Origin of the sequence: Roseisolibacter agri (assembly GCF_030159095.1) — a bacterium.
Lineage (GTDB): Bacteria > Gemmatimonadota > Gemmatimonadetes > Gemmatimonadales > Gemmatimonadaceae > Roseisolibacter > Roseisolibacter agri.
The window spans coordinates 269,685-293,264 of the sequence record NZ_BRXS01000003.1 but is presented as its reverse complement, the minus strand read 5'-3'; the positions used below and the strand labels follow the sequence as shown (position 1 = coordinate 293,264).

The 23,580-nt window shown below is 74.9% G+C and carries 15 protein-coding genes; 7 read left to right on the top strand and 8 right to left on the bottom strand.

Annotation, left to right across the window (positions count from 1 at the left end; translation table 11 throughout):
• Positions 1-3 precede the first annotated feature (3 nt).
• From rosag_RS09940 to rosag_RS09930, 3 genes are all read right to left on the bottom strand, one after another.
• A complete protein-coding gene (locus rosag_RS09940; protein WP_284349952.1) occupies positions 4-882 on the bottom strand; it encodes a phosphodiester glycosidase family protein in 879 nt (292 codons plus the stop codon).
• A 103-nt stretch (positions 883-985) separates the two neighbouring features.
• A complete protein-coding gene (locus rosag_RS09935; protein WP_284349951.1) occupies positions 986-1,933 on the bottom strand; it encodes a hypothetical protein in 948 nt (315 codons plus the stop codon).
• 593 nt (positions 1,934-2,526) lie between these two features.
• Positions 2,527-3,651 carry a helix-turn-helix transcriptional regulator gene (locus tag rosag_RS09930; protein ID WP_284349950.1) on the bottom strand — a complete coding sequence of 375 codons (1,125 nt, stop codon included), beginning with the start codon at positions 3,649-3,651 and terminating at the stop codon, positions 2,527-2,529.
• A 204-nt stretch (positions 3,652-3,855) separates the two neighbouring features.
• Between rosag_RS09930 and rosag_RS09925 the strand changes: the two genes are divergently transcribed.
• The 5 genes from rosag_RS09925 (at position 3,856) to rosag_RS09905 (ending at position 10,007) form a co-directional block, all read left to right on the top strand.
• On the top strand, positions 3,856-5,058 hold the full coding sequence (locus rosag_RS09925) for a helix-turn-helix transcriptional regulator (RefSeq protein ID WP_284349949.1): 1,203 nt from the start codon (positions 3,856-3,858) through the stop codon (positions 5,056-5,058).
• A 301-nt stretch (positions 5,059-5,359) separates the two neighbouring features.
• Complete coding sequence (locus tag rosag_RS09920; protein WP_284349948.1) at positions 5,360-7,471, top strand: Ig-like domain-containing protein; 2,112 nt, start codon at positions 5,360-5,362, stop codon at positions 7,469-7,471.
• The gene (locus rosag_RS09915; RefSeq protein ID WP_284349947.1) at positions 7,471-8,322 is read left to right on the top strand and encodes a CsgG/HfaB family protein; all 852 of its coding nucleotides are present in this window, start codon (positions 7,471-7,473) and stop codon (positions 8,320-8,322) included. The genes rosag_RS09920 and rosag_RS09915 overlap by 1 nt, the downstream gene beginning before the upstream one ends.
• A gap of 2 nt (positions 8,323-8,324) precedes the next feature.
• The gene (locus tag rosag_RS09910; protein ID WP_284349946.1) at positions 8,325-9,524 is read left to right on the top strand and encodes a hypothetical protein; all 1,200 of its coding nucleotides are present in this window, start codon (positions 8,325-8,327) and stop codon (positions 9,522-9,524) included.
• 33 nt (positions 9,525-9,557) lie between these two features.
• On the top strand, positions 9,558-10,007 hold the full coding sequence (locus rosag_RS09905) for a hypothetical protein (protein WP_284349945.1): 450 nt from the start codon (positions 9,558-9,560) through the stop codon (positions 10,005-10,007).
• Between the two features lie 413 nt (positions 10,008-10,420).
• Here rosag_RS09905 and rosag_RS09900 read toward each other — a convergent pair whose 3' ends face one another.
• The 5 genes from rosag_RS09900 to rosag_RS09880 all read right to left on the bottom strand — a co-directional run bounded on the left by rosag_RS09900 (position 10,421) and on the right by rosag_RS09880 (position 19,791).
• On the bottom strand, positions 10,421-11,923 hold the full coding sequence (locus tag rosag_RS09900) for an Ig-like domain-containing protein (protein ID WP_284349944.1): 1,503 nt from the start codon (positions 11,921-11,923) through the stop codon (positions 10,421-10,423).
• Between the two features lie 293 nt (positions 11,924-12,216).
• Positions 12,217-14,238 carry an Ig-like domain-containing protein gene (locus rosag_RS09895; protein ID WP_284349943.1) on the bottom strand — a complete coding sequence of 674 codons (2,022 nt, stop codon included), beginning with the start codon at positions 14,236-14,238 and terminating at the stop codon, positions 12,217-12,219.
• 345 nt (positions 14,239-14,583) lie between these two features.
• Positions 14,584-16,635, bottom strand: a complete 2,052-nt coding sequence (locus rosag_RS09890) for an Ig-like domain-containing protein (protein WP_284349942.1) — start codon at positions 16,633-16,635, stop codon at positions 14,584-14,586.
• 283 nt (positions 16,636-16,918) lie between these two features.
• Positions 16,919-17,422 carry a cupin domain-containing protein gene (locus rosag_RS09885; protein ID WP_284349941.1) on the bottom strand — a complete coding sequence of 168 codons (504 nt, stop codon included), beginning with the start codon at positions 17,420-17,422 and terminating at the stop codon, positions 16,919-16,921.
• 251 nt (positions 17,423-17,673) lie between these two features.
• Positions 17,674-19,791, bottom strand: coding sequence for a YfbK domain-containing protein (locus rosag_RS09880; protein ID WP_284349940.1), 2,118 nt, complete (start codon positions 19,789-19,791; stop codon positions 17,674-17,676).
• 177 nt (positions 19,792-19,968) lie between these two features.
• Between rosag_RS09880 and rosag_RS09875 the strand changes: the two genes are divergently transcribed.
• Both rosag_RS09875 and rosag_RS09870 read left to right on the top strand, forming a co-directional pair.
• The gene (locus rosag_RS09875) at positions 19,969-21,699 is read left to right on the top strand and encodes a protein kinase domain-containing protein (protein WP_284349939.1); all 1,731 of its coding nucleotides are present in this window, start codon (positions 19,969-19,971) and stop codon (positions 21,697-21,699) included.
• Between the two features lie 102 nt (positions 21,700-21,801).
• Positions 21,802-23,571, top strand: a complete 1,770-nt coding sequence (locus rosag_RS09870; RefSeq protein WP_284349938.1) for a serine/threonine-protein kinase — start codon at positions 21,802-21,804, stop codon at positions 23,569-23,571.
• Positions 23,572-23,580 lie beyond the last annotated feature (9 nt).

The following is a 23,580-nucleotide window of genomic DNA, read 5'->3' as shown; positions in this document are numbered from 1 at the left end:
GTGTCAGCGCCGCGCCGCGACCTCGGACACGCGCGGCGTCGCCACGAGGCCGACGGGCACGTGCCGCAGCCCCGGCCACCGCTGCGCGTCGCCGCGGGCGTCGCGCACGAGCAGCTGCGCCGACAGCCCGCCGTCCAGCAGCATCGCGCGCGACGCGCCCAGCGCGCCCGTGACCGCCGCCATCTCCGGGACCGTGAGGCCGAGGGGGACGCGCGCCATCACGCCCGGCGCGTCGAGGCGCGTGAGGACGACGAGCACGCGTCCGTCGCGCAGCGTGCCGACCGCGAGGCGCGCGTCGCGGTGCTCGCGATCGAGCCCGCGTCCGTCGGCGAGCAGCGGCGCGGGCACCGCGCCGTCGCCGGCGAGCAGCGTCGGGTACGACTGCACCGCCTCCGCGATCTCGCCGCGCGCCACGCCGGTGCGCACCGCGGTGAGCTCGGCCGCATCGGCCAGGCGCACCGCGCCGTCGCGCGCGACCACCAGCGCCGAGGACAGCGGGCCGGTCGCGGGCGCCTGCAGCTCGCGGCCGCCGTGCACCAGCCAGCCCCACGGGCCGTCGTCGGTGAACTGTCCCGCGTTGAGCGCGAGGCGCGCGTCGCCCGGCGCGTCGTCCACCTTCCACGGCGCGCCCGGCGGCGAGCCGGCGACCAGGCGCAGCGCGTGGCGCGCGGGATCGATGCGCGCGAGCACGAGGCGCATGCGTCCCAGCGCGGCGATCCCCGCCTCGCCGGGCGTCGCGACCTCCAGCTCCGCGGTCTCGAGCCCCGGCGCGACGGCGCGCCACTGCACCGCGGCGGCGACGCGCGCGTCGGCGGCGGGCCAGCGCGCGGGCGCGCGGTCGGCCTGCCACCACGCGTGCCAGCGTCCGTCGGGCGTGCGCACGCGCAGCGGCGCCGGTCGCGCACTCTGTGCGCGAACCGGCGCCGCCGGCGCCCCTCCCAGGAGGAGGAGCGCCGCGACCGCGAGACGCCGCCGCGTCGTCACGTCACTTCCAGGCGCTGAAGACGTCGCCCCAGTAGCTCCACTCCAGCGAGCCGTCCTTCCACGCCTTCACGAACGGCGCGAAGTCCGCGCGGCGCGCGTCGATCGCCGACTTCTCCTCGGGCGTCAGGTCGTTCCCCTTCTCGGGCGCGACGAGGTACATCGCGATGCGCTCGCGCATGCGGCCGAACTGCGTCGCCGACATCCCGTCGACCTTGCGCGGGCGCGACTTCTCCTTCATCCGCGCCTCGTCGGGCTCCACCGCCTTGGGCGGCGGCGTCGTGCCGCACGTCCTGCCGATGGCCGGCGTCGCGAGGAGCGTCATGCGGAACAGGTTGCGCTCGGACTCCTCGACGAGCACCCGGATCTTCGCGGTGTCGTTCTTCTGCTGCGCGGCCATCATCTCGTTCACGATCACGGTGCCGCGGTCCGCGATGCGGTCCATCTCGGCCTGCTGCGCCTTGGTGGGCGTGGGGACGTCCTCGCCGCGCGCCATCGCCTGCGCGTTCTTCACCTGCACGTCGCCGACGCACTTGTCGTACTGCTGGCGCTTCGCCTTGGCCGCGAGGTAGGCGTCGCGCTCGCGCGCCGCGTCGAGCGCCGGCTCCATCGCCGTGAGGAAGAGCGCCACGCGCTCGCCGGTGATCTCGAGCTTCGCGGGACCGCTGCTGCGCGCGGACGCGGACGCGGCGGCGGACGAGGTGCCGCGCGCCGCCGGCGCATCGGCGGCGGCCGGCGCGCTCGCGCTGTCGCCGCCGAGCACCTTGCGGCCCGCGGCCTCGGCGGCCTTCTCGGTGGCCGCCTGCTTGATGCGCTTGAGCAGCTGCGCGTGCGCCGGCGCGGGCGCCGCGGCCACGGTCAGCGCGACGGCGGCGCCGAGCCAGATGTGCGGGGCGGTGCGGCGCGACGCGTCGAAGACGACGGCCAGGAGACGGGCGAAGGGAGGCAGCATGGGAGGATCCCCGGATGTGTCGTGAAGTGCGTGCAGAGAGAGGCGCCGGGCGTGTCGCGGGACCGCGATCGCGGCGCGCCTCGCCCGTACGGTGCGACGGGGTGGAAGGTGTCGCATGGTTCGAATTACCCAGTCACGACCCGGGTGGACACTCTCGATCCGCTGCGTGCTCCGTGCTGCGTGCACTGCCTCGGGACGCGTCGACGCGCCGGATCCTCTTACCTGTTGGGGGGACGCGGATGCTCCGGATCTGAGCCGATGCTGCGGATCGTCCCGCGTGGCGGCGACGCCCCATGCGCCACAGGGAGCGATCCGCAGCATCCGCCCGATCCGGAGCATCCGCATCCCTCTCCAAGAGCCGCAGGTCCGGCGCGCGGGATCCGGAACGGCATTGGACGGGATGACGAAGAGGCTCCGCACCGGCGCATGGAACGTCGCGCCATACAGAGCCTCCCAGTCATCCTGCTTGGTGTCGCCGAGCGCGGAGCGCCGAGCAGAGAGTTCCGCTCGGCGCTCCGCGCCCGGCGCTCGCTGTGCGCCGCGACGTGAGATGATTGACGGACGGCGGCGTGCGCTCCGAGGAGCGCGTGGTATCACGCGCCGATGAGCGCCCCGCCCACGCACGCCCGGTTCGCCGCGCCGAGCTTCGGCAGCAGGCGCTCGACGTGGTTGCGCGCGGTGAAGAAGCTGACGCCCAGCCGCTCCGCCAGCTCCTGGTTCGTCAGCCCCTCGGCCAGCAGGCGCGCCACCTCGAGCTCGCGCGGCGTGAGGCCGAAGCGCGCGCGGATCTCGTCGTCGGTGAGGGGGCGCGGCACCTGGCGCTGCACCGTCACCAGCGCCAGCGGCGAGCGATCGTCCGCGGACCGCGTGCGCGTGCACGCCAGCTCGTAGCGGTGGCGCGCGGTGCGGACCACGGTGCTCACCGGCGCGTGCGGCTGGCCGCGCGCGGCGCCGCGGTCCGCCGCGTGCGCGCCGAGCGCGAGGCGCGCGGCCGCCTGGCGCACGCACTCCGCGTCGGCCGGCGTCTCGTCGGAGAGCAGGCGGCGGCAGGCCGCGCTCTCGTGCGCGACCTCGCCGCGCGCGCCGATCAGCAGCGCGCTGCCGTCGCCCGTGTCGAGCAGGCGGCCGAGCGCCGCGCGGCGGGCGCCGAGCTGCGCCCACGTCGCGAGCCCCGCGCGCAGCGCCGGCAGCACCGTGCGCGCGAGCTGCTGCGTGTGCGCGTCGGGCACCCCGGCCGCGACCGCGCCGCCCTCGATCCACACGCGCGCCTCGTCGGCGCCGCCGAAGTCGAGGCGGAGCAGCGGCGCGCGGTCGGCCGGCAGGTCGTCGCGCTGGGCCGCGGCGTGGAGCGCGGCGATGGCGTCGGGCGTCAGGTGCGGCGCCGTCCAGTCGTCCAGCACCGAGGCCGGCGCGCCGTCCGGGTGCACGGGGAAGTGCAGGGCCACGCGCTCCGCGCCGAAGAGTCGCAGGAGGGCCGCGTGGACCGCCTCGCGCCAGGCCGTCAGGCCCGTCGCGTCGAGCGGAGAGAGGAGCACGCGCAGCGCGTGGCCGAGCGCGTCGAGGCGGAGGTCGGCCGGCGACGGCGTCAGCGACGGCGCCTGGTCGGCGGGCGCGGGCCGCGGACGGGCCACGGTCCGGTCGACGATGCGGAACTCGCCGGTGCGGTGGATCGGGAACTCGCCGGTGCGCCAGTGGGCGCGGGTGGTCTCGGTCGACATGAGCGGAACCGGGGGGAAAACGGGAGCGTCCTGCGCGGCCGGATGTGGGCGCTCCCGCCCGTCCTCTCCCATCCGGCCAAGGTTGCAGCCGGCGCCCCCGCGTCGGGTCGCCGACGGAGGTAGGATGCGAGGGCCGTGATTGACGCGAATGGGACGAAACTGCCTATTTCTGCCCACCCCCTCCCCCGGCTGTCCCCCCGCGTCATGACCCTCCACCTCTCCGGCGACGTCGCCCGGCGTCTCGGGCACACCGCCGAGGCGATGCTGTCGCCGCTCCGGTGGCCGACGCTCGACGCCTGGTGGCGCGAGGTGGAGTCGCGGATGCAGGGCCTCGTGCCCGGCTCGAACGCGATGCTGACCGCGTTCGACGGGGAGCGTCCGCGGCACCTGTCGAACGGCATCGACGACGCCTGGATCCGGCAGCTGTCGGCGTTCACGACGGTGAATGCCGACGGACACATGACGATCCAGTGCCGGGCCACCGACGCGTGGCTGCGCCACCGCCGCGCGACGCGGCAGGCCGTGTGGGGCGAGGCGACCAACTTCCGCGACCTCGCGACGATGGGGTTCGGGCTCTCGGACGCGCTCTGGTACCACGACGGGCTCGTGCCCGCGGGGCTCAAGGGCTACGTCTGCATGACCACCGAGGTCGAGGCGCGCGAGGCGGTGCTGTGCTGGAGCATCGAGCGCGGCGACCGCTGGTCGATGCAGCAGACCGAGGGGATGGCGCTGCTGCAGGTGCTCCACCCGGCGATGCAGGCGGGGCATCACGCGTTCGCGTCGCTCGCGGCGCGGCAGGCGGCGGTCGTCTCGACGCTCGACGGCGTGCCCGATGCGCTGCTGGTGATCGGCCCCGACGGCCGCGAGCGGCATCGCAACAGGGCGCTGGTGCAGCAGCTGGCCGGGGAGCCCGAGCGCGAGCGCGTGCTGGAGACGATGCGCGCGGCGGCCCGGGCGCTGACCGACGCGCAGGGCGCCGCGTCGCCGACGATGCTGCTGCTGCCGACGTCGCGCGCGGCCGCGGGCGAGCGCCGGGTGGTGACGGCGCACGCGCGCTACGCGGTGCGCGCGACCTACGGCAGCGAGGCGCTGTGGGGGATCGCGGGCGTGGTGCTCGTGTCGCTGGAGCGCGAGGCCGTCGTCGCGTCGCCGGTCGACGCGCCGCTCGTCGCCGCGCAGGACCTCGGCGCCGGCGCGCTGCCGCTGGCGGCGCTCGCCGCACTGGGCTTCACGACGCGCGAGACGGAGGTCGCGCAGCTGCTGGCGCGCCGGTTGAGCAACGCGGAGCTGGCCGCGGCGCTGGGCGTGAGCGTGCACACCGCGCGGCACCACACCGAGCGCGTGATGCAGAAGCTCGGGGTGCAGAAGCGGCGCGACGTCGTGTCGGCGCTGCTGATGCGACGCTGACGCGACGGACGTGAGCGGCGCGGACGGCGCGGACGTGCGCGGCCGGGAGCGGCGCCGGCGCCCGTCCCTCTCCTAGTGGGGTGCCGCGGCGCGCGTGCGCCGCCCGCCCGGGATGCGTGCTGCTGCGATCGCGCAACATTGCACGCCACCGTGCTCGACCGTAACATCTCCGCCCGTTCCGTCCCCGGCGCCTCGCGCCAGCGGCGGCGGCGGCCTCGCGCTGGTGCGGGGCCACGCGACCCTCCGAGCGTCGCGCCCCTTCTGCACCTCGCGTCCGCGCGGACGCGTCGGCCCTCCCCACATGCTCGTGTCGTCCGTGTCCGCCGCCGCCCTCCGGTGGCGCGTCCCGATCCGCCCGACCTCCCGGCTGTCGCTCGGCGCGGTGGCGCTCGCGCTCCTCAATGGATGCAGCGGCGACGCGAGCGGGCCGGATGCGCGGCTCGCGCCGTCCTCCATCGGCGTGCACGCCGTGCTGCAGGCGCAGTCCGCGACCGCCGTCGAGGTGAGCGCCGGCTACCTCCGCAGCAACGGCGCGCGCGTCGAGCTGGCATCGACGCGCGTGCCGCTCGCCGGCGGGTCGCAGCAGGCGCGCCTGTCGCTCGACCTGCGCCCGTGTCTGGCCGACGCGCAGCGCGTGCCCGTCATGCCCGACTGCATGGTGGACCTGCGGGTGCGGCTGCTGCGCGACGCGACGACGCTCGACGAGCGGTCGGTGCCGGTGGTCGTGCGGCCGGGCGAGTCGGCCGCGGCGCCGTCGGTGACGCTGTACGAGGTGCAGGCGGTGCGCGTGACCGCGCCGGGCGTGACCGCCGGCACGGGCGGCACCTTCGCGGCCCGCGTCGAGGAGTCCGACACGCTGCGCCTCGCGGCCACGCCGCTCGACGTCGCCGGGCAGGCGGTCGCGGGACGCGTGGTGTCGTGGACCAGCGTCAACCCGTCGATCGCGCGCGTGGATGCCGCGAGCGGCCTGGTCACCGGCGTCGCGCGCGGCACCGCGACGGTGCAGGCGTGGTTCAGCGGGCGTCCGGTGGGCGACGTCGCCGTGACCGTGACGCCGCCGAGCGTGCGCACGCTGGTGCCGGCGGTGCCGTCGTTCCAGCTGTCGGTGGGCGGCTCCGCCACGCTGCAGATCTCGGCGCGCGACGCGCGCGGCAACGCGCTGACCGGACGCGCCATCACGTTCCGGTCGAGCAACACGGCCGTCGCCACCGTGAGCGCGACGGGCGCGGTGGCCGCCGTCGGCGCGGGATCGGCCGTCATCACGGCGTCGACCACGGAAGGGCCGAACGGCGCGACGATCAGCGTCGACGTGCCGGTCACGGTCGCGCCGCGCACGCGCGCGGGCGCGCTCACCGGGCGCCTGGTGGACGCGCGCACCGGCGTCGCGGTCGCCGGCGCGACGATCCGCGTGCAGGCGGGCAGCGTGGTCGGCGCGACGCCGGGCGCCGCCCTGGCCACGGTGGTCTCGGGCAGCGACGGCGGCTGGAGCACGCCGTCGCTCGCCGGCGGCACGGTGTCGGCTACGATCACCCCGCCCGCGACGAGCGGGCTGCAGGCCACCACCGTGAGCGCCGCGGTGATCGACGGAGACCTCGACCTCGCGACGATCCCGCTCGCCGCGGTGCAGGCGCCCGCCAGCACCGTCGTGGGCCGCTTCATCGACGCGACGACGGGGCAGCCGCTCACGGTGCCGGTCACGCTGACGCGGATCGCGCCGACGTTCGGGGTCGTGGGCAGCTCGTCGGGCGTGGACAGCCTCGCGGCGGCCACCGGCACGACGTCGACCACCGTCCAGCCGAGCGCGCTCTACTCCGCCCCCACCGCCGGCACGGCCACGCTGCGCGCGCGCGCCGCGGGCTTCGTCGACGCGATCGTGTACGTCGCCTCGCGCGGCGCCACGTCGGCGACGCAGGACATCGTGCTCTCGCCGATCGGCGCGCCGGACGTCGTGCGCATCGTGCTGACGTGGGGCAGCTCGCCGAGCGACCTCGATTCGTACCTGGCGGCGCCGACGCCGTCGGGCGGACGCACGACGATCTCGTTCGCCAACGACGGCAACTGCGCCGCGGACCCGTTCGTGTGCCTCGACGTGGACGACGTGAACGGCGGCGGCCCGGAGACGATCACGATCGTGCGGCAGCAGACCGGCACGTACCACTACGCGGTGAACCAGTTCTCGTCCGACGGCACGATCGCGACCTCCGGTGCGCGCGTGGCCGTGTATGTCGGGAGCCGGCTGCTGCGCACGTTCACGCCGCCCGCGGGCAGCGGCGAGTGGTGGAACGTCTTCGACATCGTCGGCGGCCAGATCGTGCCGGTGAACACGTACGGCAACAGCCAGCCGACGCTCATGCGCGTGCCGACGAGCGGCGCGCGCCTCACGAAGACCCCGATCCCCGCGGAGGCGCGCTGATGCCCGCCCGTCCCCTCATCGCGGCGGGCGCGCTCGCCGCGGCCCTCCTCGCTCCGCTCGCGGCCCGCGCGCAGACGTCGGCGCCGCAGACGTCGGCGCCGCAGGTGGTGGCCGTGCTGCCGCTGCACGTCGCCGCGCGCGACACGGTGCTGGCGCCGCTCGGCTTCGCGCTCGCGGACTTCCTCTCCACCGATCTCGCGCGCAGCCAGCGCCTGACGCTCGTCGAGCGCGCGCGCCTCGGCGCCATCCTGCGCGAGCTCGCGCTGGCGGCGTCGGGGCTCGTGGACAGCGCCACGGCGCCGCGCGCGGGCCGGCTGCTGCAGGCGCGCACGCTCATCACCGGCGCGCTCACGCGCCGCGTGGACGGCGAGATCGTGTTCGACGCGCGCCTGACCGACGCGCCCACGGGCCGCGTCACGAGCGGGCTGTCCGGCCGCGCCTCGCTGGCCAACGTGCTCGACGCCGAGAAGTCGCTGGTGTTCCGCCTGTTCGAGCAGCTCGGCGTGCAGCTCACGCCGCGCGAGCGCGCGCTCATCGAGGAGCGGCCCACGCGCAACCTGTCCGCGCTGCTCGCCTACGGGCAGGGCGTGCAGGCGGAGGTCAACGGACAGTACGCCGCCGCCAGCCGCGCCTTCCGGCGCGCCGCCGCCGCCGATCCCGGCTTCCGCCAGGCGCTGTCGCGCGCCGACGCGGCCCGCGCGCAGGCAGTGCGCGCGAGCGGCACCGCGCTGGATCGCGTCAACAAGCCGCTCGAGCTGACGCCCTCGACGCTGCGCCCCGGACTCGCGGTCGACCCCTCGCTCGGCGGGTCGCAGCAGGCCGAGATCACGATCACCATCACCACGCCGTGAGCATGCGCGCCTGTCTTCCCACGCGCGCGCTCGGCGCCGCGCTGCTGATCGTCTCGCTCGCGTCGCGCGCCGACGCGCAGGAGCGCCTGACCGGCACGCGGACCGCGAGCGGCGGCGTGTTCTTCGAGTCGTACGGCTTCGGCACCGGGCTCGCGCAGTCCGGCGCGTCCGGCGAGGGGTCGATCGTCACCGGCGCGTCGCAGCTCGTGCTCCCGCTCTCCTACGCGATGTCGATCGGCGACCGGTGGAGCATGGACGCGGCGACGCTCGTCACGAGCGGCAGCGCGACGTTCCGCACCCTGGACGGCGAGCGCACCGCGAGCCTCACGGGGCTGGGCGACGTCCGCCTGCGCGCGACGGGCCGCCTGCGCGGCGACGCGCTGCTCGTGACCTTCGGCGCGAACCTCGGCACCGGACGCAGCAAGCTGTCGGGCGAGCAGGTCGCGGCGCTCGGCGTGCTGGCGGCGCCGGCGCTGGGGAGCGTGACGCCGGCGGCGACCGCGGGCAACAGCGCGACGACGGGACTCGTGTACGCGTTCCAGCGCGGGGGCTGGTCGTGGGCCGCCGGCACGAGCGTCGAGCTGCGTGGCAGCTACGCGCCCGTCGCGGCGCTCGCGGCCGGCATCGACGCGACGACGTTCGATCCGGGCACCGCGCTGCACCTGTCGCTCGGCGCCGACCGCTTCGTGCACGACGGCGCGCTGAGCCTCGCGCTGACGGCCGACGTCTACACGCAGGACCGCCTGGTCGCCGGCGGCGAGGCGGCGACCGCGGTGGACGTCAAGCTCGGCCCGACCGTCGGGCTGGAGGCCGAGTGGCGCGCGCCGACGACGCGCTTCCGCGAGCTGGTGGTGTTCGCCGCGGAGCGCTACCGCGCGGCGTTCACGCGCGACGGCGCGTCGGTCGACGGGAGCAGCGCGAACTACCTGAGCGCGGGGACGCGCGCGGTCTATCCGGTGCGCGGCCTGGGCGACGTGAGCGGCAGCCTGGAGCTCTGGCGGCACAGCGGACTGTCCGTGGAGCAGTCGCTGGTGACCGCGGCCACCAGCAGCGCGGCGCTGACGGTGGGCGTGCAGCGCCGCGTGGGCACGTACGCGGTGCAGCCGTACCTGCGGCTGCGCACGGGCACGATCGACACGGGCGCGGGCGCGACGAACGTCGGCGGCTTCGGGCTCGGGCTGAACGTCGCGACGCGGTTCTGATCCCACGGCTCACGCCCTCACGAGGGAAGCAGCATGTACGACGCCCCGCTGGGCTCCGCGCTCAACCCGCACGTCGTCCGCTCGCGATCGGTGTACCTGTGGGCGACGGCCGGCGTGTTCGGGCTGGACGTCGCCGACGAGCGCGGCGCGGAGGCGCTGATCGACGCGGTGATCGAGCAGGTGCCGTCGGGCGACTGCTTCTGCTTCGCGATCAAGCGGACCGAGATCTACCGGTACTGGCACGAGGACGTCGACGGCCGGCGCATCCACTACATCGCGATGCTCGCCGCGCGCTCGGGCCGCGTCGTGCGGGTGGAGGAGAACGGCCCGGCCGCGGCGAACCCGTGGCTTCCCGATCTCTTCGGCGGCATCCGGGATCTCTTCCCGTCGAACAGCAACGGCTCGGGCAACGGCTCCGCGGGCAACGGGAAGGGAGGACTCGACCGACTGTTCGAGATCATCGAGAAGCGGATTCTCGAATAGACCACTGCGTGCTGCGTGCTGCGTGAGGGCCTCCGGACGCCTCGTCGCGCCGCGGGGATGGTGGCTGTTGGGGAGGGTGCGGATGCTCCGGATCTGAACGGATCCTTCGGATCGCTCCGTGTGGCGCACGGCACGTCGCCGCCTCGCGGAGCGATCCGGAGCATCCGCTACATCCCAAGAATCCGTACCCTCTCCAAAAGGCAAAGGGATCCAGCGCGCCGGACGCTGAGGTGCGAACAGCATCGGACAGGATGACAGGATGACCAGGAGGCTCCCTGTGGCGCGTGGTTCCATGCGCACCGCGGAGCCTCCTGGTCATCCTGTCATCCTGTCTGAAGCAGTTGGTCGTGCACGCAGCACGCAGCACGCAGCACGCAGCACGCGGCACGCAGCACGCAGCTACTGCATGCCCGTCACGGCAGCGGCTTCTGCCCGACGACGACCGACGGCGTGGCGTTGCTCGCGGTGGCCGCGGTGGTGGTGCCGTTGCCGAGCTGGCCGACGTCGTTGCGTCCCCAGCACCAGCTGGTGAGGCGGTCGGCGGCGACGGCGCAGGTGAAGCTCCCGAAGCCGCCCGCGACGTTCGCGGGGCTCACCTCGCTGGCCGTCACGCCGCCGCCGACGCGCACCGGCTGCGCGGCGGTGCCGGGCACCACCTGGCCGAGCTGACCGAGCTCGCCCGAGCCCCAGCACCAGAGCGACGCGTCGGTGGCGATGCCGCACGTCGCGCCGTAGCCGACGGCGATGCTGCGGAACGCGTGGCCGCCGAGCACCACGCCCGGCACCGAGAACTCGCCCGTGCTGCCGGTGCCCAGGCGGTTCGACGCGCCGCGGCCCCAGCACAGCCCCTGGCCGGCGGTGGTGACGCCGCAGGTCACGGAGCTCGACGCGGAGAGCGAGCGGAAGGCGTGCCCGCCGACGACGGCGTTGGGCGTCGCGATGCTGGTGTTGCCCATCGTCGGCCGCGCGCCGTCGCCCAGGTTGCCGACGCCGCTCCATCCCCAGCAGAAGGCCGCGCCCGCGTCGGTGAGGCCGCACGCGTAGTCGCTGCCCGCGGTCAGGCTGGCGAAGGTCATCCCCTGCGCGCCGGGGACCGGCGTCGTGCTGTAGCGCGGGGTCGTCGTGCCGAAGTTGTCGTCACCGTTGTCGCCCCAGCAGTGCACCTTGCCGGCGGTGGTGAGCGCGCACACGAAGTCCGAGCCGACGCTCACCTGCCGGAACTTCAGCCCGCCCGAGACGAGCACCGGCGTGTAGCTGTGCGGGGCCGACGTGCCGTTGCCGAGCATCCCCCAGCCGTTGTAGCCCCAGCAGTAGACGTCGGCCTCGCGCGTCACGCCGCAGGTCGTGGCGGAGTAGCTGCTGATCTGCACGTAGCGCTGCTCGCCGGGGAGCCGCACGGGCGCGCTGCTCTGCACCGTCTCGCCCAGGGTGCTGCCGCCGAGCCGGCCCTCGCGCCCGTTGAGTCCCCAGCACCAGACGATGCCGCCGCTCGCGATGTCGCACGCGTGCATGCTGCCCGCGGTCATCGAGCGGTAGCGGATGACGACGACGCGCGACGCGGTGCCGGACGTCCCCTCGCTCGTCGCGGTGACGGTGACCGTGCCGCGATCGACGCCGGTCAGCACGCCCGTCGCGGCGTCGACGGTCGCGACGGCGGGGTTGCTGCTCGTCCAGCGCACCGCGCGGTCGGTGAGCGCGTTGCCCTGCGCGTCGCGCACCGTGGCGCGCAGCTGCACGGCGTCGTACGCCTCCAGCGTGTCGAGCGCGGTGGTGACGACGACGGAGGCCACGGTGGAGACGACCGGCGGCGGCGCGGGCGCGGGCGTCACGGTGCCGGTGGGCGCGTCCGATCCGCCGCACGCGGTCAGCGCGAGCGCCGCGGCGGCGAGGGTGGGCAGGAGCGGGCGACGGAGCATGGGGCGATCCTCTATCGGACTCTGAGTGGCCGCGCCGCGCGTCGGGCGGCAGCGGATGACCAGGGAAGGCGACGGCCGCGGGAGCGCCGCGACGCGCCACCACTCTCGCGCGGGGTGCTTGGTCGGGCGCTTAAGGACCGCTCAGGCGGGCCATCACGCACCGACGCCCCCGCGCTCGAGGAGCGCGGGGGCGTCGGAGGTCCGGCATCTATCACTGCACTGGGATCTATGACGGCACTCGGATCTCTGATTGCTGCGTGCTGCGTGCTGCGTGTGCGTGTTCGCGCGGATGGTCAGCGCGTGGCCGGGAGCGGCTTCTGGCCGACGACGATCGACGGGGTCGCGTTGACCGCGGTCGCGTCGCTCGTGGTGCCGTTGCCCAGCTGCCCCTTGTCGTTCCGCCCCCAGCAGTAGGTCGTGAGGCGGTCGGCGGCGATGGCGCAGCTGTAGTTGCCCGAGCCGCCCGAGACGTTCGCCGTGCTGACGTCCGCGGCCTTCAGCGTGCCGCCGGCGCGGATCGGCGTGGGCGCCTGGTTGGTCACGACCTGGCCGAGCTGCCCGTTGGCGCCCATGCCCCAGCACCACACCGCGCTCGCCAGGTCGACGCCGCACACCGCGGTGAAGCCGGTCGCGACGCTGCGGAACTGCGTCCCCGCGGCGACCACCGACGGCGTCGAGGTCACGCCCGTGTTGCCGGTGCCGAGGCGCCCGTCGATGCCGCGCCCCCAGCAGTAGGCGGCCGGGTTGGTGGTGATGGCGCACGTCACCTGGTTGCTGGCCGAGATGGAGACGAACGAGAGGCCGCCCGTCACCTTCACGGGGCTGTTGCTCTGCGTGTTGCCCATCGACGGCGCGTTGCCCTCACCGAGCTGCCCGAGGCCGTTCGCGCCCCAGCACCACGCCTCGCCCGCCGGCGTGACGCCGCAGGTGTAGTCCGTGCCCGCCGACACGCTGGCGAACGTCAGCGCGGTCGCCGACGCCACCGGCGTCTGCGCCCACGTCGTGTTGCCGGTGCCGAGCTGGCCGCTGCTGTTCGGGCCCCAGCAGTACAGGCGCCCGTCCGTGGTCACGGCGCACGCGTGCTGGCTGCCGACCGACACCTGCTTGAAGATCAGGCCACTCGCCACCGCGACCGGCGTGGGGCTCTGCGCCGCGCTGCTGCCCGCGCCCAGCGCGAAGGCGCTGTTGCTCCCCCAGCAGTACAGCTTCCCGGCGCGCGTCACGCCGCACGTGGTGCTGCCGTAGGTGCTGAGCTGGTTGAAGCGCAGGCCACCCGCCACCTGCACCGGCTGGCTGCTGTACGAGCCGAACGCGCCCGCCGCGCCCGAGCCGAGGCGCCCCTCGGTGCCGTTGATGCCCCAGCACCACGCGATGCCGCCCGACGCGATGTCGCAGGCGTGCTCGCTGCCCGTCGTGAGCGAGCGGTACCTGATGACGATCGTGTGCTGGCGCGTCCCCGACTTCCCCTCGCTCGTCGCCGTCACGGTGACGGTGCCGCGATCGACGCCGCTGATGACGCCCGTGAGGCTGTCGACGGTCGCGACCGCGTCGTTGCTGCTCCTCCACCGCACGGTGCGGTCGGTGAGCACGTTGCCCGCGGCGTCCTTCAGCGTGGCCGAGAGCTGCAGCATGTCGTACGCCTCGAGCGTGTCGATCGACGCGTTGACGCTGACCGTGGCGACGGGCGCGGTGACGACCAGCGCGTGCGTCGCCGTCTTCCCCTCGCTGGTGGCGGTGACCGTCGCGGCGCCGCTGCGGAGCGCGGTCACGAGGCCGCTGACCGAGTCGACGGTGGCGACGATCGGCGCGCTCGACGTCCAGCGCACGGTGCGGCCCGCGAGCACGGCGCCGCTCTCGTCGCGCGTGGTGGCCGCGAGGCGCAGCGTGTCGCCGACCTTCAGGTTGCCGCTGGCGGCGGCGATAGACACCGTGGCCACGGCGGCCGGCGGCGCGGCCTGCACGAGCAGCGTCGTGCTGGCGCTCTTGCCCTCGCTGGCGGCGGTGATGGTGGCGCTGCCCGCGGCGACGCCGGTCACGACGCCGTTCGCGTCCACCCGCGCCACCGACTCGGCCGACGAGCTCCAGGTGACCGTGCGGCCGGAGAGCGCGTTGCCGGCGGCGTCCTTCGGCGACGCCGCGAGCGCCATCGTGCGGCCGATGAAGACGGTGCCCGTGCTCGGCGTGATCGCGACCGTGGCCACGGCGGCCGGCGGCGGCGGGTTGGTGATGGGCGAGCCGGGGGAGTCGGAGCCGCCGCAGGCGGCCAGCGTCACGGACGCGGCGGCGAGGGCGGGGAGGAGCAGGCGACGGAGCATGGAGCGATCCTCGGGTGACCGGCCCGCGCTCGGCGCGGAGTCGGACCTGTGACGGGGAGAGGCCGCGGCGGCGCGACGGCGCGCCGGCGGTTCCGGGTCCCGAGGCCGTGCGGAGACCGCCCCGGGACGCGCCACCAGTCTCGCGGCGGGTGCTTGGAGCGGCGCTTACGGGTGCTTAGGCGGGCGGAAAGGCGCTTAAGCGGGGGGCGCTTAAGTGGAAGCGTCGAGCGGCGAGCGGCGAGCGTCGAGAGGGATCCCCTCGACGCTCGCCGCTCGCCGCTCACTCCGCCGCTTCGCGTGGGATGGGTCGCGTCGCGGCACCCACCCCACATGGAGGCCATGCGATCAGCGCGTCACCGGCAGCGGCTTCTGCCCCACCACGATCTGCGGATTCACGTTCGCCGTCTCGAAGGGCGTCGTCGCCCCGTTGCCCAGCTGGCCGTAGTCGTTCCGGCCCCAGCACCAGGTCGTCAGGCGGTCCGCCGAGATGGCGCAGGTGTAGGCCGCCGAGCCCGTGGCGATGTTCGCGGCGCTCACCTCCGCGCCCTTGATCGAGCCGCCGGCGCGGACCGGCGTGGTGCTGCCGTTGGTGCCGACCGCGTTGCCCAGCTGGCCCGAGCCGTTCGAGCCCCAGCAGTAGATCTCGTCCGAGGTCGTGATGCCGCAGGCCTGGCGCGAGCCCGGGGCGATCTGCTTCCAGCTGTAGCCCGGGATGGCGCGCGGCGTCGAGGTCTCGCCCGAGAAGCCGCTGCCGAACCGGTTGCCGCCCGAGCCCCAGCAGTAGCCCTCGCCGCTGGTGGTCAGGCCGCAGCTGTAGCTCTGCGACGCGTGGACCGAGCGGAAGGTCAGGCCGCCGACGATCGCCGACGGGGTGCGCGTGTAGGTGTTGCCGCCCGTGATGCGCAGGCCGTCGCCCAGCTGGCCGGCGCCGTTGTGGCCCCAGCAGTAGCCCTGGCCGCCCGCCGTCACGCCGCACGTCACGTCGTTGCCGCCGCTGACCTTGGCGAACGACATCCCGTTCGCGGCGAGCACCGGCACGTTGCTGCTGGCCGACGTGTTGTTGCCGAACTCCGAGCTCTGGTTGAAGCCCCAGCAGTAGACCTTGTCGTCGGTGGTCACGCCGCAGCTGTGCTGCCCGCCGAGCGAGATCGACTTGAAGGTGTGGCCGCCGGCGACGGCGACGGGCGTCGGGCTCGTGACGCTGCTGCCGTTGCCCAGGTTGCCCCACCCGTTGTAGCCCCAGCAGTACGCCTTGCCGTCGCGCGCGATGCCGCACGTCGTCGTGCCGAAGGTGCTGATCTGCGTGAAGCGCAGGGTCGTGTTGAGCTGGAAGGGCACGTTGCTGTACGACTCCGACGCGTTCTGCGCCATGCCGACGCGCTGCTGCGTGCCGTTGCGGCCCCAGCACCAGACGATGCCGCCCGACGCGATGTCGCAGGCGTGCTCGGTGCCGGCGGTGATCGAGCGGTACTTGATCACGACGACGCGCGTCGCGGTGCCGACCTTGCCCTCGCTCGTGGCGGTCACGGTGACGGTGCCGCGGTCGAGGCCCGTGAGCATGCCCGACAGGCTGTCGACGGTGGCGACGGCGGTGTTGCTGCTGGTCCAGCGCACGACGCGGTTGGTGAGCACGTTGTTCGCCGCGTCGCGCAGCGTGGCGGTCAGCTGCACGACGTCCCACGCCTCGAGCGTGTCGAGCGCCGCGTTGACGCTGACGGTGGCGACGGGCGCGATGACGGCGACGGTGGCGGTGCCGGTCTTCCCCTCGCTGGTCGCGGTGATGGTGGCCGAGCCCTGGCCCATCGCGCGCAGCAGGCCGCTGACGCTGTCGATGGTGACGACGTTGTTGGAGCTCGACGTCCAGCGCACCTGGCGGCCGGCGAGCGTCGCGCCGCTCTCGTCGCGCGCGCTGGCGGCGAGGCGCAGCGTGTCGCCGGTGCGGAGGTTCGCCGTCGCCGGCGTCACGACGACGCTCGCCACGGGCACGTTCTGCACGGCGACGGTCGCGGTCGACGTCTTCCCTTCGCTCGCCGCGGTGATGACGACGTTGCCCGCGGCGGCGCCGGTCACGAGGCCGTTCGCGTCGACGCGCGCGATGCTGTCGGCCGACGACGTCCACGTGATCGCGCGGCCGCTCAGCGTCGCGCCCGCGGCGTCGCGCGCCGCGGCGGAGAGCTGCAGCGTGCGGCCGACGAACACGGTGCCGCCGGCGGGCGTGATCGCGACCGTCGCGACGGGCGTCGAGGTCGGCGGCGTGTTGCCCGGGGGCGTGTTGCCGGGTGGGGTGTTGCCGGGCGGCGTGTTCGTGCCGGGCGACGTGACGCTATCGGAGCCGCCGCATGCAGCGAGCGTCACGACGACGCAGGCGGCCAGCGCGGAGAAGACGTTGCGGGACATGGCGCGATCCTCGGGCAGCGCCCGCGCGTGCGTGAGGTGCGTGAGCACGCACGTCGCAGCGGGTCGTCGATGTTGAGTGGGCGTGAGCGGTGTGTCACGACCTTCGTGTGCACGATGATGCCGCCGCCGAACGGGTGCGTCGTGGGTCGCATGACCCAAACTTCGCACCAGTCGAAGATCGCCCGCGTCGATCGCATGCATGCGAGGTACGAATGCGAAGCGGGCGCGCACCGATTCGGTGCGCGCCCGCATGCATGCGATGCAGACTTCTATGGAACGCCGCTCACGATGCGGGCGGCGGATCCGTCGGCGGCTGCTCGGCCAGCGGCAGCGCGAGGTCGTGCCGCGCGCCCAGCAGGCGGATGGCCGACGTCAGCTCCGTCGAGCCGTCGGGGCCCGTCGCCAGCATCGCGGCCAGCTCGAGGAAGACGCGCTCCTCGCTCGCAGGCGGCGTCGCGATCACGAGCAGCCGGCCGCGCGCGTCGCCGACGTTCGCGTAGCCGTGCGCATGCCCGCGCGGGATCATCGCGCACGCGCCGGGCGTCACCGTCTCGCGCCGCCCGTCGAGCGTCAGCGCGAACGTGCCCTCGAGCACGTAGAGCACGTGGTCCGCGACGTCGTGCGTGTGGAGCGGCACGCCGCCGCCGGGCGGGCAGTCCAGCTCCACCAGCGAGAACGCGCCCTGGCCGTCGCCCGCGGTCACCTTGAACGTCGCCACCTCGTCGAGCACGTGCAGCGTCTCGCCTCCGCCCGGCGGCAGCACCTTGGGGGGGCGGAGCGTGGGCACGGGACGCGGGCGCGGCGGCATGGGCGGGAAGGTACGTGGGGATGGCGCGAAAGACATGGGTCGATCGACCCGTAGTTGGGATCGAAGACGCGGAAGACGGAACGGCGGAGGACGATGAAGCGGAGGACGGAAGGGCGTGAGACGAAGAAGCGGACCCGTTAGCTCGAAGCTGCAAGCCTGAAGGGTCCGCCTTTCCGTTTCACGCTCCATCGTCGTCCGCCGTTCCGTTCTCCGCCGTTCCGTCCTCCGCCCTATCTGTTGGTCGCGATCTCCGCGTCCAGGCGACGCCAGCGCTCGACGAGTCCGACGAACTCGCCCCGGTGCCCACCGGGATCGTCGCCCACCGCGCCGCGCGCCAGCGCCAGCACGTCCGCGACCGTCGCGGCGCCCTTGTGCTCCGAGTCCCGCAGCAGCATCCCGAAGCCCGCCACCGATGCGGCGAAGCGGAAGTCGGCGCTCGCCGCGGCCACGCTGCGGACCGCGTCGTCGTTGCGCACGACCTGGCGCATCAGGCGGCTCGTGTCCTCGCCCGGGCGCTTGTAGCGCAGCTGCACGAACAGCAGCTCGTCGCGCCCCGCCGCGGCCGGCCGCGCCTCGGTCGCGCCGGTGCTCGAGCCGGTGCTCGAGCCGTAGCGCAGCGGCTCGGCGTCGCGCACGGCGACCGTGCCCGTCACGCCCGCGGGCACCACCTCGTACAGTGCCGTCACGCTGTGCCCCGCGCCGACGTCGCCCGCGTCCTTCTTGTCGTCGGCGAAGTCCTCGTCGCGCAGCAGGCGGTTCTCGTAGCCGATCAGCCGGTACGCACGCACCGCGGCCGGGTTGAACTCGACCTGCAGCTTCACGTCCTGCGCGACGACGTGCAGCGTCGCGCCCAGCTCGTGCACCAGCACCTTGCGCGCCTCGGCCAGGTCGTCGACGTACGCGTAGTTGCCGTTCCCGCGCTTCGCGAGCTTCTCCATCTTCGCGTCCTGGTAGTTGCCCGTGCCGAAGCCGAGCACCGTCAGGTACGTGCCCGAGGCGCGCTGGTCCTCGATCAGCCGCTCGAGCGCCGCGTCGCTGGAGACGCCGACGTTGAAGTCGCCGTCGGTCGCCAGCACGACGCGCGAGTTGACGCGGCCGTTGCCCTCGATCTCCGCGCGCGCCTCGCGCGCCGTGCGGTACGCCAGCAGCAGCCCCTCGCCGCCGGCCGTCGAGCCGCCTGCCTCCAGCCGGTCGATCGCCTCCAGGATGCGCGCCTTCTCGCGCCCCGACGTCGACGGCAGCACCAGCCCGGCCGCGCCCGCGTACACCGCGATCGCCACGCGATCCTGCGGCCGCAGCTGCTCGACCAGCAGCCGGAACGCCTGCTTCACGAGCGGCAGCTTGTCGGGGCTCGCCATCGACCCGCTGACGTCGAGCAGGAACACGAGGTTGCTCGGCGGCAGCTGCGCGGTCTCGATGCGGCGTGCCTGCAGCGCGACGCGCACCAGCCGGTGCTTCGGCTGCCACGGCGCGGGCATCACCTCGGTCGCGATCGCGATCGGATGCTCGCCGCGCGGGCTCGGGAGGGCGTACGGGAAGTAGTTCACCAGCTCCTCGATGCGCACCGCGTCGGCGGGCGGGCGTTGGCCGCGCGTGATGAAGCGGCGCACGTTGCCGTAGCTCGCGCGGTCCACGTCGATGGAGAACGTCGAGCGCGGGTTGCCGGCGACCGCGAGGAACGGGTTGTCCTCGATGCGGTCGTAGCCCTCGCGCTGGAACGCGGTCGAGTCGCTCGGCTGGCGCCGGAAGCCGTCGTCGGCGCGCGCGGTGCCGCGCTGCAGGCCGACCGCCTTGCGGTTCACCCCGCGCGCGACCCCGCCGGCCACGAACGTCGGCGGCGGCGCCATGAGCGGCGCGGAGACGACCGACTGTGCGGCCGCCGCGTCGGCGGTCGTCGGCAGGCGCCGTTCCCGACGCGCCTGCTCCGTCGCGACCACCACCGCCTCCAGATTCATCGACGCGGGCTTGAGGCGGAACGCCACGCGCACCGTGTCGCCGGTCAGCTGCAGCGGGCGCGTCTGCGCCTCGTAGCCGATGCGCCGGACGACCAGCGTCACGGTGGCGTTGGGCGCGAGCCCCGTGGCGCGGATCGCGAAGCGCCCCTGCGCGTCGGTGAGCGCGCCGAGGTTGGTGCCGACGACCTGCACCGAGGCGTTGGGGACGGGCGCGGCGCTGCGCGCGTCGCGCACCTCGCCGGCGACGACGGGCGCGGCGCGCGTGGGGGCCCCGATGCGCGTGCCGGGGGCGACGCGTGCGAGGAGGTCGGGGGCGGTGAGCGCGAGCGCCGGCCCGCCGGCGAGCACGGCGACCAGGGGGACGAGCGCGGCGCGGCGGAGCGAGCGGGACATGCAGCTCTCCTGTCGGGCGTTGGCCTGCTGGATCGTGGGACGATCGCGGGACCGTCGAACGGGAGACGCCAGCCGCCGCGCGACTTGCACACGTCCGGCGCGAAGGCGTGTGGCGGCCCGGGCCGCGGCGCGGGCACGGGGGATGCCGGTGTGAGCCGCGTCTCCTTCCCAGCTGCCGTGCCGATTCTCCCCGACCAGCTCCCGCCCGAAGCCCGGCGCCTCACCGGCCGGTACGAGATCCTCGCGGAGCTCGGGCGCGGCGGGATGGCGGTGGTCTACCTCGCGCGCGACCGGCAGTCCGGGCAGCACGTCGCCATCAAGCTGATCGCGACGCGCTACTCGGCCGACCAGGAGGCGCTGCGCCGCTTCGCGCGTGAGGCGCGCACGGTCGCCGGCCTGCGCCACCCGAACCTCGTGCGCACCCTCGGCGTCGAGGCGCTCGACGAGACGGGCGACGCGTTCGCGATCGTCAACGCGTACGTGCACGGGCGCACGCTGCGCGCGATCCTGCGCGAGGCCGGCCCGTTGCGCTTCGACGTCGTGATCGGCGTGCTGCGCGACGTCGCGGCGGGGCTCGCGCACGCGCACGCCGCGCGCATCGTGCACCGCGACGTGAAGCCCGAGAACATCTTCCTGGAGGATGGCAGCGACCGCGCGCTGCTCGCGGACTTCGGCATCGCGCGCTCGCTCGACACGGACACGCTGCTGACGATGACCGGCAGCTCGCTCGGCACGCCGACGTACATGGCGCCCGAGCAGGTGGACGGCCGCACGGCCGACGAGCGCGCCGACGTCTACGCGCTGGGCCTCGTGGGATGGGAGATGGTCGCGGGCCGGCGGCCGTGGCAGGGCGAGACGCTCTACACGGTGCTGCACAACCAGAAGCACGAGCGGCTGCCCGACCTCGCGGCGCTGCGGCCCGACATCCCCGCGTTCCTGCTGAGCGCGATCGAGGGGGCGATGCAGAAGGATCCCGCCGCGCGCTGGCGCGACGCGGGCGAGCTGCTCGCGCGCCTGACGCCCCGCGCGACGCCGCTGCCGCCGGCGCCGAGCACGGCGGAGATCGATGCGACCACGCTGCGGCGCGTCGTGCCGGTGTCGGCCGGTGAGGCACCGCCGATCGCGCCCGCGCCCGCGACGGCTCCCGCCGCGGTCGATCCGCCGCTGCGGCAGACCCCGCCCGTGCGCGCGACGCGCCGCGGCGTACGCCGTCCGGTGCTCCTCGCGACGGGCGCGGTGGCCGTGATGCTCGTGCTGCTGCTGGCGCTCGTGTCGTCGCGGCGCTCGGACGACGGCATCGACCCGACGATCGCGACGTCGGCCCCGTCCGTCGCGCCGGCGCCTCCCGTCGCGCGCGACACCGCGCTCGACTCGCTGCTCGCCGCATCCGCGCGCACCGCGAACAGCGCGGCGGGCGACGTGCGGCTGGACTCCGGGCGCGCCGCGGTCCCGAATGCTCCGCCCGCGGCGCCCGAATCTCCGCGCCCGAGCACGCCGAGCGCGCCGGGCGTCGCGCGCACGCTGGCCGAGACGTGCCAGTCGCCCGCGTCGGCCGACCAGCGCAGCTGTCTGCTCGGTCACCTGGAGCGCACCGACGCGCGGCTGACCCGCGTCTACCAGGGCGTGATCGCGCGCTACCGCCGCGCGGCGGGCGGCGTGCGCGAGCCGGCGTCGGTGCGCGCGCTGCGCGCGGAGCAGCGCGCGTGGCTCGCGACGCGCGACCGCGTATGCCGCGAGCGCACCCGGGCGACCGAGGGGCCGCTGTGGGCCGCCGCGCGCGTGCCGTGCTTCGAGCAGCTGGCCGAGCAGCGGGCGGCGGCGCTCGAGGCGCGGGCGACGCCGCGTGCGTCGGCACCGCGTGCATCGGCGCCGCGGCGACGCGTCGGCACCGGCGAATCCGGGTACTGATCGGCGTTGCTTGCTGGCCGCGCGGACGCACCGTACCTTCGCCCGATGCGCCGCTGTGAAGGCGCGTAGTGGCCGCGAACGCGCGCGAGGCGCCGTCGCCCGATGCCGAAGGTCTGCCCGGTCTGCGGGACGTCCTACGACGATCAGAACTCGTTCTGCTCGATCGACGGCAGCACGCTCCGAGTGGTCGAGTCCGCCGAGAGCGTCGTCGGATCGGTCGTCGCCGACCGCTACCTCGTCACGGCCCTGCTCGGCGAGGGCGGGATGGGGAAGGTCTACCTCGCGCGCCACGTCCGGCTGCCGCAGCAGGCCGCGATCAAGATCCTGCGCGCGGACCTCGTGCGCGATCCGATGGCCGTCGCGCGCTTCAACCGCGAGGCGTCGAACGCCAGCCAGATCGAGGCGGAGCACGTCGCGCGCGTGTACGACTACGGCGAGACGCGCGACGGCCTCGTCTACCTGGCGATGGAGTACGTGCCCGGGAAGACGCTCCGCCGCATCATCGAGTCGGAAGGGCCGCTGCCGCCGCGGCGCACGGCGGAGCTGATCCGGCAGATCGCCGCCGGCCTCGACGCTGCGCACGACCTGACGCCGCCGCTCATCCACCGCGACCTCAAGCCCGACAACATCCTCGTCGTCACGTCGGCGAGCGGCCGCGATCGCGTGAAGGTCGTGGACTTCGGCATCGCCAAGGCGTTCGGCTCGGAGGACCACGCGCTCACGCGCACGGGCTTCGTCGTCGGCACGCCCGAGTTCATGAGCCCCGAGCAGCTGCTCGGCGAGCCGCTCGATCCGCGCAGCGACGTGTACGCGCTGGCGCTGGTCGCGTTCGAGTGCCTCACCGGAACGCTGCCGTTCGACATGACGACGCCGGAGCGCGCGCGCATGGCGCGGCTCGTCGAGTCGCCGCACCACCTGCTCGACAGCACGCCGGGCGTGACCTGGCCGGAGTCGATGGAGCAGCTGTTCGAGTCGGCGCTGTCGCGCGATCGCACGGGCCGCCCCGCGAGCGCGGGCGAGTTCGCGCAGGCGCTGATGCTCGCGATCCACGAGGAGTGGCCGGGACCCGTGCCGACGACGACGGGACGCGTGGGGCTGCCGACGCCGGCGGAGCGACGCGCCGACACGCCGCCCGCGCGGCCGTCGCCGACGCCGCCGTCCACGCCGATGCCCGCACCCATGCCGGCATCCATGCCGGCATCCATGCCCGCGATCGCGCCCGACATGCCGACGCCCGACGCGCCGGTGCCGGCCGCGCGGATGCCGCACGTGCGGTCGATGGAGGCGCCGGCGCGCCGATCGCGGACGCGATGGCTGGGCGCGGCGGTCGTCGTCGCGGTGCTCGTGGCCGGTGCGCTGCTCGCGACCCGTCCGCGCACCTCGGCCGAGCCGACGTCGCAGCTCGCGGCGCTGACGCCGCCGGCGCCGCCGGTCGCCGACTCCGTCGCGCCGCCCGCCACGCCGCCTGGCGTCGCCGCGCCCGCGTCGACACCGGCGCCGAGGTCCGCCGAGCGGCCGCGCGACGACGCGGCGCGCGTGTCGGGCGCGGCGGGCGGTGAGACGTCGGACGACGAGCCGCCATCCGAGGCGCGCACCGCCGCGTCGGCGCTCGACTCGCTGGTGCGCGCGCTCGACGGCGCGGGCGTGGACGCGCCGACCGCGCGCAGCCTCGCGCAGTCCATGCGCGCGCTGCTGCCGCGGCTCGGCCGCGACGACCAGGTGCGCGCGAACATCGGCCTGGTGCGGGCGCACATCCTCGCCGGTGACGTGACGGCCGCGTGCAGCGCGCTGCGCACCGCCACCGCGTCCGCCCGCCGCGCCGCGCAGCGGAGCGAGATCCGGCGTCTCGACGAACAGCTCGGATGCGAGTGAGCCGGGCCG

What these genes read in the sequence shown, in the direction of transcription:
- rosag_RS09935 (WP_284349951.1), bottom strand. Translation starts at nt 1,933, where the DNA reads ATGCTGCCTCCCTTCGCCCGTCTCCTGGCCGTCGTCTTCGACGCGTCG.
- rosag_RS09930 (WP_284349950.1), bottom strand. Translation starts at nt 3,651, where the DNA reads ATGTCGACCGAGACCACCCGCGCCCACTGGCGCACCGGCGAGTTCCCG.
- rosag_RS09925 (WP_284349949.1), top strand. Translation starts at nt 3,856, where the DNA reads ATGACCCTCCACCTCTCCGGCGACGTCGCCCGGCGTCTCGGGCACACC.
- rosag_RS09920 (WP_284349948.1), top strand. Translation starts at nt 5,360, where the DNA reads ATGCTCGTGTCGTCCGTGTCCGCCGCCGCCCTCCGGTGGCGCGTCCCG.
- rosag_RS09915 (WP_284349947.1), top strand. Translation starts at nt 7,471, where the DNA reads ATGCCCGCCCGTCCCCTCATCGCGGCGGGCGCGCTCGCCGCGGCCCTC.
- rosag_RS09910 (WP_284349946.1), top strand. Translation starts at nt 8,325, where the DNA reads ATGCGCGCCTGTCTTCCCACGCGCGCGCTCGGCGCCGCGCTGCTGATC.
- rosag_RS09905 (WP_284349945.1), top strand. Translation starts at nt 9,558, where the DNA reads ATGTACGACGCCCCGCTGGGCTCCGCGCTCAACCCGCACGTCGTCCGC.
- rosag_RS09900 (WP_284349944.1), bottom strand. Translation starts at nt 11,923, where the DNA reads ATGCTCCGTCGCCCGCTCCTGCCCACCCTCGCCGCCGCGGCGCTCGCG.
- rosag_RS09895 (WP_284349943.1), bottom strand. Translation starts at nt 14,238, where the DNA reads ATGCTCCGTCGCCTGCTCCTCCCCGCCCTCGCCGCCGCGTCCGTGACG.
- rosag_RS09890 (WP_284349942.1), bottom strand. Translation starts at nt 16,635, where the DNA reads ATGTCCCGCAACGTCTTCTCCGCGCTGGCCGCCTGCGTCGTCGTGACG.
- rosag_RS09880 (WP_284349940.1), bottom strand. Translation starts at nt 19,791, where the DNA reads ATGTCCCGCTCGCTCCGCCGCGCCGCGCTCGTCCCCCTGGTCGCCGTG.
- rosag_RS09870 (WP_284349938.1), top strand. Translation starts at nt 21,802, where the DNA reads ATGCCGAAGGTCTGCCCGGTCTGCGGGACGTCCTACGACGATCAGAAC.